12 protein-coding genes are annotated in these 11603 nt (G+C 61.4%); 3 read left to right on the top strand and 9 right to left on the bottom strand.

The genetic code is table 11. The annotated features are described in order from the left end of the window. Nucleotides 1–86: 86 nt before the first annotated feature. Nucleotides 87–1514, top strand: coding sequence for a mechanosensitive ion channel family protein (locus PMI29_RS00055; RefSeq protein ID WP_008004802.1), 1428 nt, complete (start codon nucleotides 87–89; stop codon nucleotides 1512–1514). 121 nt (nucleotides 1515–1635) lie between these two features. On the opposite strand, the gene ycaC is transcribed toward PMI29_RS00055, so the two are convergent. The 7 genes from ycaC to PMI29_RS00090 all read right to left on the bottom strand — a co-directional run bounded on the left by ycaC (nucleotide 1636) and on the right by PMI29_RS00090 (nucleotide 8676). After that, a complete protein-coding gene (ycaC, locus tag PMI29_RS00060) occupies nucleotides 1636–2262 on the bottom strand; it encodes an isochorismate family cysteine hydrolase YcaC (protein ID WP_008004800.1) in 627 nt (208 codons plus the stop codon). 70 nt (nucleotides 2263–2332) lie between these two features. Beyond that, nucleotides 2333–4171: an amidohydrolase gene (locus PMI29_RS00065; RefSeq protein ID WP_008004798.1), complete on the bottom strand. Its 1839-nt coding sequence runs from the start codon at nucleotides 4169–4171 to the stop codon at nucleotides 2333–2335. After that, nucleotides 4171–4779 (bottom strand): antibiotic biosynthesis monooxygenase, encoded by a 609-nt coding sequence (locus PMI29_RS00070; RefSeq protein WP_008004797.1) that lies wholly within the window; start codon nucleotides 4777–4779, stop codon nucleotides 4171–4173. Before PMI29_RS00070 ends, PMI29_RS00065 begins: the two co-directional genes overlap by 1 nt. After that, nucleotides 4772–5188, bottom strand: a complete 417-nt coding sequence (locus tag PMI29_RS00075) for a DoxX family protein (RefSeq protein WP_008004796.1) — start codon at nucleotides 5186–5188, stop codon at nucleotides 4772–4774. The genes PMI29_RS00070 and PMI29_RS00075 overlap by 8 nt, the downstream gene beginning before the upstream one ends. 271 nt (nucleotides 5189–5459) lie before the next feature. Next, nucleotides 5460–5726, bottom strand: a complete 267-nt coding sequence (locus PMI29_RS00080; protein WP_008004795.1) for a DUF6124 family protein — start codon at nucleotides 5724–5726, stop codon at nucleotides 5460–5462. 992 nt (nucleotides 5727–6718) lie between these two features. Then, nucleotides 6719–7639 carry a LysR family transcriptional regulator gene (locus PMI29_RS00085; RefSeq protein ID WP_008004794.1) on the bottom strand — a complete coding sequence of 307 codons (921 nt, stop codon included), beginning with the start codon at nucleotides 7637–7639 and terminating at the stop codon, nucleotides 6719–6721. 47 nt (nucleotides 7640–7686) lie between these two features. Then, on the bottom strand, nucleotides 7687–8676 hold the full coding sequence (locus tag PMI29_RS00090; RefSeq protein WP_008004792.1) for an MBL fold metallo-hydrolase: 990 nt from the start codon (nucleotides 8674–8676) through the stop codon (nucleotides 7687–7689). Nucleotides 8677–8938: 262 nt separating this feature from the next. Here PMI29_RS00090 and PMI29_RS00095 point away from each other — a divergent pair, with 262 nt between their 5' ends. Continuing rightward, nucleotides 8939–9391: a helix-turn-helix domain-containing protein gene (locus PMI29_RS00095; protein ID WP_008004790.1), complete on the top strand. Its 453-nt coding sequence runs from the start codon at nucleotides 8939–8941 to the stop codon at nucleotides 9389–9391. Nucleotides 9392–9427: 36 nt separating this feature from the next. Here the strand turns inward: PMI29_RS00095 and PMI29_RS00100 are convergent, their stop codons facing one another. Then, nucleotides 9428–10252 (bottom strand): alpha/beta fold hydrolase, encoded by an 825-nt coding sequence (locus tag PMI29_RS00100; RefSeq protein WP_008004787.1) that lies wholly within the window; start codon nucleotides 10250–10252, stop codon nucleotides 9428–9430. Nucleotides 10253–10289: 37 nt separating this feature from the next. Continuing rightward, nucleotides 10290–10865 carry a flavodoxin family protein gene (locus tag PMI29_RS00105; RefSeq protein ID WP_008004785.1) on the bottom strand — a complete coding sequence of 192 codons (576 nt, stop codon included), beginning with the start codon at nucleotides 10863–10865 and terminating at the stop codon, nucleotides 10290–10292. Between the two features lie 381 nt (nucleotides 10866–11246). On the opposite strand from PMI29_RS00105, the gene PMI29_RS00110 reads away from it, so the two are divergent. After that, nucleotides 11247–11603: winged helix-turn-helix domain-containing protein (locus PMI29_RS00110; protein WP_008004783.1), on the top strand; the 357-nt coding region annotated here is incomplete at its 3' end.

Below are 11603 nucleotides of genomic sequence, written 5' to 3'. Positions count from 1 at the left end.
GTGTCCAAAATCATTAGGCCAGTTCAAGCTCGCTCCCACAACAGCACCCTCTACCTGCACGACCTCATTTCTACCGGAGCATCCCCATGTCCTTTCTCCTCAGTCACCTGCTCTCCCTGAGCACCCTGCTGCTGGCCATCGACGCCCTGCTCTGGCACTTCGCGCCATTCAAGCATCGGGTGAGCCGGGTCGGTGTGCGTCTGGTGCTGTTTCTGCTGTTCAGCACAGTGATCATCAACGCCGGCGTCAGCCCGTTGCAGGCGCCGTTGTTTGCCGATGATCGCGTGGCACAACTGGGGGCCACGGCACTGGGGATTCTCTGGTGGCTGTACGCCGCGCGGGTGCTGACCGAAGTGATCGGCCTGGCCCTGATGCGACGCATCGGCCATAGCGGCCGGCTGTTGCAGGATGTCATCGGCGCACTGGTGTTCCTGATTGCCGTGGTGGCCGGCGCCGGCTACGTGCTGGAACTGCCAGTGAAAGGTTTGCTGGCGACCTCCGGCGTCGTCGCCATCGTGGTGGGTCTGGCATTGCAGAGCACCTTGAGCGACGTGTTCTCCGGCATCGTGCTCAACACCACCAAGCCGTACCAGGTCGATGACCGGGTTTCCATCGACGGTATTGAAGGCAAGGTGCTGGACATCGATTGGCGTGCCACCCATCTGCTGACCAGCGCCGGCAGTACCGCTGTGGTGCCGAACTCGGTGGCGGCCAAGGCAAAGATCGTCAACCTCAGCCGCCCGACCAATATGCACGGCGTGTCGATCAGCATTCAGGTGCCCAATCACATTCGCCCGCGTCGGGTACTCGATGCCCTGGACCGTACCCTTCAGGGCAGTAGCAGTCTGCTGCTCGATCCTGCGCCGAAAGCCGTGCTCAAGGAGGCCGGCGAAACCATGTCCGAATACGTGGCCAGCGGCTTCATCGCCGAATTGGGCAAAAAGGGTGAAGTGCGTAATCAACTGTTCGACCTGGCCCATCGGCACCTCGAAGCGGCAGGCATTTCCCGGCAACCCGATGGCGTGATCGAGCCGTCGACCCGCGCACGGGCCTTGCTCGATGAAGTGAAAATCTTCCGTTCCCTGAGCGCCGAGAAACGGGATCGCCTGGCCCAGAACATGGTGGCGCAGCAATACGCAGCCGGTGAGGTGGTGCTGGATCTGGATGAGGTACCGGACAGCCTGTTCGTTATCGCCACCGGCGTGGTCAGCGCCACCGTCCCCGACGGCAGCATGCAGATCGAAGCCGGACGCATGGGGCCGAGTGAAGTCATGGGCGAACAAAGCATCCTCGCCGACACGCCATCCCAGGCACGGTTCACCGCCATGACCTCAAGCATCATCTACCGCCTCGACAAATCCCTGACCCGCAACTGCATGACGCAACGACGGGAAGTCGACCGGGCGTTGAACAAGCTGCAAGCGGTGCGCCAGCAGAACAGCCGGATGGCGTTGATGGCCAAGCCGGTGGTGGTCAAGAGAGGAGGGTTTTTGAGTTGGTTGCAGAGTCGCTGATCCACGGCTTACACAAAACACTGTGGGAGCGAGCTTGCTCGCGATAGCTTTCTGTCAGTCAACATATGTGTCGACTGATACGCCGCCATCGCGAGCAAGCTCGCTCCCACAGGTATACGTCTTACTTCGCAGTAAATTTCGTGTAGCTGTTGATCAGGTTGCGATAGTTCGGCAGGCGTTCCGACAGCAGGTTGGCCAGGCCTTCCATGTCATTGCGCCAGTCGCCTTGCAGCTCGCAGGCCACGGAGAACCAGTTCAGCAATTGTGCACCGGCGGCCGACATGCGTGCCCAGGCCGCTTGTTGCACAGTGGTGTTGAAGGTGCCGGAAGCGTCGGTCACCACAAACACCTCAAAGCCCTCGGCAATGGCCGACAGGGTCGGGAACGCCACGCACACGTCGGTCACCACACCGGCGATGATCAGTTGCTTGCGACCGGTGGCCTTGATCGCCTTGACGAAGTCTTCGTTGTCCCAGGCGTTGATCTGGCCCGGGCGTGCAATGAACGGCGCGTCCGGAAACTGCGCCTTGAGTTCAGGCACGATCGGGCCGTTCGGGCCACTGTCGAAACTGGTGGTGAGGATAGTCGGCAGTTTGAAGAACTTGGCGATGTCGCCCAGCGCCAGCACGTTGTTCTTGAACTCGTTGGGCGAGAAATCCTGTACCAGCGAGATCAGACCGGTCTGGTGGTCGACCAGCAATACCACGGCATCGTCTTTGTTCAGGCGTTTGTACGGAACGTTGCTCATTGGAAACTCCTTGATGGATGGTTGTCGCAGTCAGCGCCGACCTGTTGGGCCGACGCTTTTTTTAAATGGGTCAGAAGGCAAAACACGAACAGCCAAAAGCGCCCCAGAAACCGGCGAAATCGCTGACCGGCGCGTTCGACAGGCGCGCCCGTTCATGGCTATGGGAATGCACCGCGCACGGCCCACTGCAGTGGTGAACCTGGGCCTGCATCGGCGACGTCGGGCGCCAGTGGCCCGGCACCTTCACCACCGGCGACCAGTCCGGTAGCACCGGCAGACTGGCTGGCCCGAGCTTCTCGAAGTCACCGGCGCCGTACACCACTTTGCCGCCGACCACGGTCAGCACCGACTCGATCCACTTGATCGCCTCTTCATCGACGCTGAAGAAGTCCGCGCTGAGGGCGGCGACGTCGGCCAATTGCCCGACCTTGATCTGGCCCTTTTTGCCCTGCTCCGACGAGAACCAGGCACTGCCGTGGGTGAACAGTTCCAGCGCCGTCAGGCGCGACAAGCCTTCGGCGTGCAACTCCATGCCGCCGACGGTGCGACCGCTGACCATCCAGTACAGCGAAGTCCACGGGTTGTAGCTCGACACCCGCGTCGCATCGGTACCGGCACCGACCGGTACACCCTCGGCCAGCATGCGTTTGATCGGTGGCGTGGCTTCGGCCGCTTTCGCGCCGTAACGCTCGACGAAATACTCACCCTGGAACGCCATGCGATCCTGAATCGCAATGCCACCACCCAGCGCCCTCACCCGCTCGATGTTCTGCGGGGTGATGGTTTCGGCGTGGTCGAAAAACCACGGCAAGCCGTTGAACGGAATGTCGCGATTGACCTTCTCGAACACGTCGAGCATGCGGCTGATGGACTCGTTGTAGGTGGCGTGCAAACGGAACGGCCAGCGTTGCTCGACCAGATGGCGCACCACTGGTTCCAGTTCGGCTTCCATGGTTTGCGGCAGGTCCGGGCGCGGTTCGAGGAAGTCTTCGAAGTCCGCCGCCGAGAACACCAGCATTTCCCCGGCACCGTTGTGCCGAAGGTAATCGTCGCCCTGGTGCAGCTTCACGCTGCCGGTCCAGTTCTTGAAGTCGGTCAACTCTTCCTTGGGCTTCTGGGTGAACAGGTTGTAGGCGATGCGCACCGTCAGTTGCTCGTCCTTCGCCAACTGCTCGATCACCTGATAATCGTCCGGATAGTTCTGGAAACCACCGCCGGCATCGATGGCGCTGGTCAGGCCCAGGCGGTTGAGTTCGCGCATGAACTGACGGGTCGAGTTGACCTGATATTCCAGCGGCAACTTCGGCCCCTTGGCCAAGGTCGAGTACAGAATCATCGCGTTCGGCCGCGCCACCAGCATGCCGGTCGGCTCGCCATTGGCGTCGCGCACGATCTCGCCACCCGGAGGGTTCGGCGTGTCGCGGGTGTAACCGGCTACGCGCAACGCGGCGCGGTTGAGCAAGGCACGGTCGTACAGGTGCAGGACAAACACCGGCGTGTCCGGTGCCGCCTGGTTGAGCTCGGCCAGAGTCGGCATGCGCTTCTCGGCGAACTGGAATTCGTTCCAGCCACCGACCACCCGCACCCACTGCGGCGTCGGCGTACGGTCGGCCTGATCCTTGAGCATGCGCAGGGCATCGGCCAGGGACGGCACACCTTCCCAGCGCAGTTCCAGGTTGTAGTTCAAGCCGCCGCGGATCAGGTGCAAGTGCGAGTCGTTGAGCCCGGGGATCACACAGCGGCCCTTGAGGTCGATTACCTGGGTGTTCGAGCCACGCAGGGCCATGGCCTCGGCATCACTGCCCACCACAACAAAGCGACCGTCGCTGATCGCCACAGCGCTGGCGAGCGGTTTTTCGCGGTCAACGGTATGAAATTGACCATTGAACAGAATCAGATCGGCGTTCATCACGGTTCCTCGTGCAATGTGGCGGGAGACAGCCAGGGCGCGAACAGACGCGTCGCCATGGGCATAAAGATGTAAACCACCGAGAGCACGATGGTCAGGGTGATCAGGAACGTGGCCACCACGTAGTTGGAGAGCAAGGCGTTGAGCCGTAGCAGCGGGCCCCAGAGCAGCGGCACCAGCAAGGTGTGCGGCAGGATCACCAGCAAAGTCACCACGGCCTGCTTCCAGCGCGGCGGTGGCGTACCGGCCTCGGCCTGGGGCGAGAACCAGAACTCGTTGACCGGATTGACTTCGGTCTGGTCGCCATCGGCCAGCATCGGCGCGGCTTGGTCGACCAGTTCCTGGCGCTGCGGCGAATCGAGCCAGCGCTGCATCGCCTCGGTGGAGCAAAAACGCAGCACGCAGGTGTAGGTGTCGAGGCCGGCGTTCTTGCCGCGCACCACATCCACGCCCAAATGCCCGACACTCTGCGCGGCCACCTTGACGATGTTGCGCAGCCAGGCTTCATAAGGCACTTCAAAACCGGCCTTGACCCGGTGTTTGACAATCAGCGTCACCACCTCATCAGGCCCGGGACTTGCCGGTTCACGGCGATTGAGATCAGACATAACGCAAGACTCCGGCGAAACGGACATTGAGCGCGAGCCGTCCCGGCCCGGCGATGAGAATGCTGGTGAACACAATCAGCAACAGCCAGCCGAACTGGCCTTCGAAGAGGGTCCACTGCGGATGCACGATCAACATCGACACCCATAGCAAAAACAGAATAGGCAAACTTGCCAGACGCACCAGCAACCCGGCGACGATCAGCAGCGGGCACACCACCTCGGCGAAAATCGCCAGTATCAGCGTCAGGTTCGCGCCCATGTGGAAAGGGTCTTCGATGTTTTGCAACTCGGCACTGTAGTGAAGCAGCTTGGGCAAACCATGCACCCACAACAGGAACAACCCGCCGCTGACCCGCAGGAACAGCAACCCCCAGTCTTGCGCCCGATCATCGCGTCGCGAAGCGTCCATGGCCCACCCGCACAAATGAAAAACCACCGACGCCCATGCGCCGGGACTGGATTCGATAGTGCCGGGACGGGGGGAGGAAAAATTGAATGTACGTGCTCTGTTTGCGGGAAGACCGAGATCGACCAAACGACATAGAGCCCTGTGGGAGCGGGCTTGCTCGCGATGACGGCATCACATTCAGCATGGATGTTGACTGAACCACCGCAATCGTCGGAACGCCGCCCGGAGCAAGCTCGCTCCCACAGGTATATTTGTTGTTGCTTCTACCCGGTTATTCCTGCGGATCGAGAATATCCAGCGCCCGATTCACCGCCAGCTCGCCCAACATGATGATCTGCGCAATCCCCAGCAGTGCGTTGCGATGAGGGCTTTGCAGAAACCCTGCGAGGTCACTGGCCATGATGCTGGCCGAGGCAAGGGATTCGCAGGCGTGGGCCAACAGGGTTTCGGTGTTGATGTCGGGGGCGATGACAAACATCGGGCTGGGGTTGTGTGGTGAGGCGGAGTCTTTCGGGGGATTCGGAGTGGGTTTGAACATGGTGGAGCTCCTTTATACCTGGTGAAACCACCAGAACCCGTCGCTAAACAAGTAAGGGTGGCAGCTGTACGCAGGTTAGCGAACCGGGAGGTATAAGACCCGGCAGACCCGAAGGTCTCCCGCGCACAGCCACCATGTCGAAAATTGCAAACATACGAACATGTGCAATAGAGACTGGAGCCTTGTCGCGCTTATACCTGGTCAGGTCGCTAAACCCGGTCGCTGAATTTGCAGCGACCGCGAAACGATAAGGACCGGGTACAAGACGCACAAGCCGGCGGATTCTGGCGTAGTTGTAGGCAACGACGCAAGGCGGTGTGGCTTTCAGGAAACAAGGCTGACGACTTTTAAACAGAGCGGTCGAAACACTGCACATTCCCTGTGGGAGCGAGCTTGCTCGCGATGGCGGCATCACATCCAGCATGGGTGTTGACTGGCCCGCTGCTATCGCGAGCAGGCTCGCTCCTACAGGGGATTTGGTATACCTGTGAGAGATTGGTCGGCTGGCAGGCCGCCTTCGCGGGCAAGCCCGCTCCCACAGGTTGATTTGCATGTATCTGCGAGAGATTGGTCGGCTGGCAGGCCGCCATCGCGAGCAAGTCGGATCGCCGCACCGTCGCTCCCACAGAAGAGCAAAGGCAGAGCGGTGTATACCTTCGCTCTTCACCACTCATCAGGCCGAGCGTTAGCTCGCCTGCAGCTCTTGATCTTGATCCACCCGCCCCCTCGGCAGGCTGAGTGGAGGTGTTCATCCGGGGGGAGGCGCGCAGCGCCGTTCGGCGCAGCCGAACACATCGAGAGGAGGTCGAGCGAAGCCGACCGGAGGCGATGCCCCCGGATGAATGCCGGAGCGAAGGAACCCCGAGCCTAAGCGAGGGGCCGTACGTCAGGGGCGAGACCTTTTGGTTCCTTTTGGGGCGTTTGCCAAAAGGGACTCGCCGTAAGGGCGAAACCCTAAGCCGCCGTTACCAAAGAAACGGATATATACACAGTCAGGAGGAAACATCCAAAGCCACAGACATGAACTGACCGATCCGCGACCGCAACCACCGCTCCGCCGGATCATTGTCATGCACCCCGCTCCAGGCCATCGACAACTGCGCCGCCTCAATCTCGAACGGCGGATCCTCGGCCCGCAACCCACACCCCTCAACCAACGCACACGCCGCATAATCCGGCACGGTGGCAATCATCTCGGTACCGGCGAGCAACGCCCGCAACCCACTGAACTGCGGCACCCCCAGCACCACACGACGACTACGCCCGACCTTCGCCAGATCCAGATCGATATTGCCACTCAAGTCCCCCGAAAACGACACCATCGCATGGGGCCGCTCGCAGTACTCATCCAGGGTCAACGTTCCCGGCCGCGTATCGCCGCGCAGCACTTTGCAGGGAATATCGCGCAGCTTCTTGCGCTTGGCATTGGCCGGTAAATCCGTGGTGTAACTCACGCCCACCGAGATCTCCCCCGACGCCAGCAACGCCGGCATCAACAGGTAATTGGCCCGCCGCACAACCACGACGATGCCCGGTGCTTCCTCTTGCAACTGACGCAACAACGGCGGAAACAAACCGAACTCGGCATCGTCCGACAGCCCGATGCGGAACACATCGCAACTGGTCGCCGGATCGAACTCCTTGGCCCGGCTGACCGCACCGGAAATGGTGTCCATCGCCGGCTGCAATTCCTTGAGAATCGCCAGTGCCCGCGCCGTCGGCTCCATGCCGCGACCGTTGCGCAACAGCAACGGATCGTCGAACAGATCGCGCAAACGACCCAGCGCGGCACTCACCGCCGGCTGGCCCATGAACAGTTTTTCCGCGACACGGGTCAGGTTCTTTTCGAACATCAGGGCTTCGAAAATCACCAGCAGGTTCATGTCGACGCGACGCAGATCATTTCGGTTCATAGACACGGGTTCCTTGTATGTTCGGCCAGGCTCGAGTGCTATGGACTTTACTCGATCAACGGCACGTTTGCCGCTCGTTTGTACGGCCCGTACTCCACCGGCACCCACTCGAAATGCTTGCCTTGGGCGGTGATATGACCGATGCCGGGGAATGGCAGGTGCGCAGCCGTCACCCAGGTCTTGCTGGCGGCCGCGGCACCGAACACCTGGTTGCGACTGTTGATCGCTTGCCGGCTGTTGACGTCGAAACCGATCGATACCTCAGGGTGCAGGAACTGCACGGCGAGGTTGTGTACCAGGTCGCCCATGAACAGGATGCTTTGCCCTTGAGACGTGAAACGGTACGTGGTGCTGCCTGGCGTGTGCCCGGCTTCCAGTTGCGCCTCGACCACACCCGGTAGCGGTGACTGGCCTGGGGTGAAGGTCTTGAAACGACCAGCGGCAACGTAAGGCGCGGTGGAGTCCTGGGCCACCTTGAAGAAGCCCTTGGCCGCTTCCGGTGCCTTGGCCAATGCCTGTGGATCGAGCCAGTAGTCGGCCTCGGCCTTGGCGGCATACATCGTGGCGTTGGCGAACACCGGTTGCTGTTGGCCGTCCACCAGACCGCAGACGTGATCCAGGTGCAGGTGGGTGATCAGGATGGCGTCCACCTGCTCCGGTTTGTAGCCGGCCGCTTGCAGGTTGGCCGGCAGCTGGCCGGCAGTAGGACCGATGCACTGCCCTGCCCCGGTATCAATCAGAACAAGCTGTTTGCCGGTGTTGACCACAAAGGCGTTGAAGGCGGTCTGTACACCCGGGGTTTCAATCGAACGACGGGCCAGCAGTGCGCGGATCTGGCCCTGGCTCATGCCCTGCAACAGCTTGGGCGACAGATCGTTGTAGCCGTCGAACAGCGCCGTCACTTCGTAATCCCCCAGCGCCAGGCGGAAGTAACCGGGTACTTGCGTGCCCACCTGCGCGGGCGCCTGGGCCAGTGCGCTGGCGGATATCAGAACCAGGCCGATGGTGCCCAGCGCTCCCTGCCACGTCCGTTTCATCTGCTCACCTTTTCAAGCCAACCGGCGGTCCGTTATGGCCCGCTCCACGCTGAGCATCTTGTGCCAATCGCCAATACTTGCACTTGCAGCGATGTGCTGTGTTCACACCTTCGGGCATGGAATTAACAACGTTTAACTCGTCAGCCACTCGGGCCGCCTCCAACAATGAAGCCCTCAGCGCAGAACTGTTTTTTTCCAGAGAAACGGTGCTGATCGCTCGAACCGGGCGCCAGCGCTTTTCCTCCCCGACCGGACAATGGCCATGGCTTACCCACACCACACCACCGCCTGCGCACCTGCCAGCGAACCTCGCAAGCCCCACACCGGCGGCCTCAGCCCGCAACGCGAAAAACGGGTTAAACAACTGATCCTCGAACGTCTGGGCGACAGCCTGGAAGTCACTGAACTGGCACAGGCCTGCGCCCTGTCGCGCAGTCATTTTTCCCGCGCGTTCAAGTGCAGCACCGGCCTCTCGCCGCAAGAATGGATTCGCCAGCAGCGCGTTGCCCTGGCCAAGCAATTGATCCAGTACACCGATATGAGCCTTACGCAGATCAGCCTCGAATGCGGCTTCTGCGATCAGGCACACTTCTGCCACATCTTCACCCGTAGCGAAGGCATCAATCCGTTTGCCTGGCGCTGTCAGTTTGTCCGCCGCAACGGCAAAAGATCGCAGCCTTCGCCAGTTCCTACGGGCATGCACGCCTGCGTGTAGGAACTGGCGGAGGCAGCGATCTTTTGAACTGGCTTTTTAACCTTTCAAGAACGCCAACAGATCCGCGTTGAGCTGATCCTTGTGGGTGTCCGTCAAACCGTGAGGGGCGCCCGGGTAAATCTTCAGCGTCGAGCCCTTCACCAGTCTGGCGGAGGAGACGCCCGCCGCTTCGTACGGCACAACCTGATCCGCGTCGCCATGCACGACCAGGGTCGGTACGTCGAACTTTTTCAGATCTTCGGTGAAGTCGGTTTCCGAGAACGCCTTGATGCAGTCATAGGCGTTCTTGTGGCCGGCCATCATGCCTTGCATCCAGAACCAGTCGATCATGCCCTGGGACGGTTTCGCCTCCGGTTTGTTGAAGCCGAAAAACGGGCCGCTGGCGAGGTCGATGTACAGCTGCGAACGGTCGGCCAACGAGGCCTGGCGGATGCCGTCGAACACTTCCAGCGGCAGGCCACCGGGGTTGGCTTCGGTCTTGAGCATCAGCGGCGGCACCGCGGAAATCAGCCCGGCCTTGGCCACGCGCCCGGTGCCGTGGCGACCGATGTAGCGCGCCACCTCGCCACCACCGGTGGAGAAACCGAACAGCACGGCGTCTTGCAGATCGAGCAGCTCGATCAACTGCGCCAGATCGTCGGCGTAATGATCCATGTCATTGCCGAACCACGGTTGGCTGGAACGCCCATGGCCCCGACGGTCGTGAGCGATAACCCGGTAGCCCTTGGAGGCCAGGAAGATCATCTGCGATTCCCAGCTGTCGGCGTTCAGCGGCCAGCCATGGCTGAAGACAATCGGCTGGCCGGTGCCCCAGTCCTTGTAGTAAATCTCGACGCCGTCGCGGGTGGTGAAGGTGCTCATGGGTGATGCTTCCTTAACGAAGGTTGGGGGGGGTGAATCAAACCGGTAGTTGGTTCATGCGATCCGCCAGGCGCGCCACACGTTCGCCCAGGTGCGCGGCGGTGCAGCGATCCTCGGGTGGTGGGGCATCGTCGGGGGATTGCTCGACATTCGACTGGGCCATGGCGCCGAGAGAGCTGCCCAATCGGTTCAGTTGTCCGTTGAAAGCGCCGGTGCTGGAACGCGCCGGCAGCAGGTCAAGGCCGACCCAGATCATTGAGTGTTGGGCGGCGAACACCGCCATCTGCAGCAAGGTGTTGAGCTTGTCGCCGCACAGGCAGCCGGAATTGGTGAAGCCGGCCGCGAGCTTGTCGCGCCAGGGCTGGGCCAGGTAGAACGCCGCCGTGGCCTCCATGAACGCCTTGAAGGCCGCCGAGGCGCTGCCCATGTAGGTCGGCGCGCCAAAGATGATGGCGTCGGCGTTGTGCAGCCGCTCCCAGTGCTCGTCCACTTCCTCGACCGGGATCAACTGGCAGGTGCTGCCCAGGTGCCGTTCCACGCCCGCGGCCACGGCTTCGGCCATGACCCGGGTGTGCCCGTAGCCACTGTGATAGACCACCACCACGTTGCTCATTGCTCTGTCCTTGCGATGGGTTGAATTCCCTTGTAGGAGCGAGCTGGCTCCGGGCGGCGTTCCGACGATGGAGTATCAGTCGACACCCAGGTGGCTGACACACTATCGCGAGCCAGCTCGCTCCTACAGGAAGAGAGTTTTGAGCGCAGACCGGATGCAGGACGAGTTAAACGTTGTTAATTTTCCATGGCGCGCAAAAAGCCCCGGCAGGCCCTGTCCATCTGTCGCGCCCAATGTTCACGGGGCCGACAGCCAATCGCCGATACGCTACAGTCAGCGCCTGCACCCAACAGTCACCCGGGCGGTGCATTGCGCTACGTAAAAAACCTGAGGAATATGCTCGAAAACCGCGTACCAGACGGTTGCAACAGGAGCGACTCGTTGACCATTTCCCCCGAACAGGCTGTGCATTTCGGCCCCTACCGGGTCTACCCCGAACAACGCCTGGTGATGGAGGCCGACCATCCCTTGCGCCTGGGCCGGCGCGCCATGGACATCCTGTTGATCCTGCTGGAGCACGCCGGCAACGTGGTCAGCAAGCAACAACTGATCGCCCGGGTCTGGCCCAACAGCGTGGTCGAAGACATCAACCTGCGGGTACACATGGCCGCGTTGCGCAAGGCGCTCGGCGACGGTCAGGCGGGTCAGCGCTACATCATCACAGTGGCCCAGCGTGGGTACAGCTTCGTCGCACCGTACTCTCTGGAACAGGCCGGGCAACCGCCGGCACCGGCGGCC

Source organism: Pseudomonas sp. GM49, assembly GCF_000282355.1.
Classification (GTDB): Bacteria; Pseudomonadota; Gammaproteobacteria; order Pseudomonadales; family Pseudomonadaceae; genus Aquipseudomonas.
The sequence above is the reverse complement of the archived record's forward strand: the minus strand, read 5'-3'. Positions and strand labels throughout refer to the sequence as shown.

Coding starts and splice junctions, on each gene's coding strand:
- ycaC (WP_008004800.1), bottom strand. CDS start 2,262: ATGAGCAACGTTCCGTACAAACGCCTGAACAAAGACGATGCCGTGGTA.
- PMI29_RS00075 (WP_008004796.1), bottom strand. CDS start 5,188: ATGGACGCTTCGCGACGCGATGATCGGGCGCAAGACTGGGGGTTGCTG.
- PMI29_RS00105 (WP_008004785.1), bottom strand. CDS start 10,865: ATGAGCAACGTGGTGGTGGTCTATCACAGTGGCTACGGGCACACCCGG.
- PMI29_RS00070 (WP_008004797.1), bottom strand. CDS start 4,779: ATGTCTGATCTCAATCGCCGTGAACCGGCAAGTCCCGGGCCTGATGAG.
- PMI29_RS00080 (WP_008004795.1), bottom strand. CDS start 5,726: ATGTTCAAACCCACTCCGAATCCCCCGAAAGACTCCGCCTCACCACAC.
- PMI29_RS00095 (WP_008004790.1), top strand. CDS start 8,939: ATGGCTTACCCACACCACACCACCGCCTGCGCACCTGCCAGCGAACCT.
- PMI29_RS00055 (WP_008004802.1), top strand. CDS start 87: ATGTCCTTTCTCCTCAGTCACCTGCTCTCCCTGAGCACCCTGCTGCTG.
- PMI29_RS00090 (WP_008004792.1), bottom strand. CDS start 8,676: ATGAAACGGACGTGGCAGGGAGCGCTGGGCACCATCGGCCTGGTTCTG.
- PMI29_RS00065 (WP_008004798.1), bottom strand. CDS start 4,171: ATGAACGCCGATCTGATTCTGTTCAATGGTCAATTTCATACCGTTGAC.
- PMI29_RS00100 (WP_008004787.1), bottom strand. CDS start 10,252: ATGAGCACCTTCACCACCCGCGACGGCGTCGAGATTTACTACAAGGAC.
- PMI29_RS00085 (WP_008004794.1), bottom strand. CDS start 7,639: ATGAACCGAAATGATCTGCGTCGCGTCGACATGAACCTGCTGGTGATT.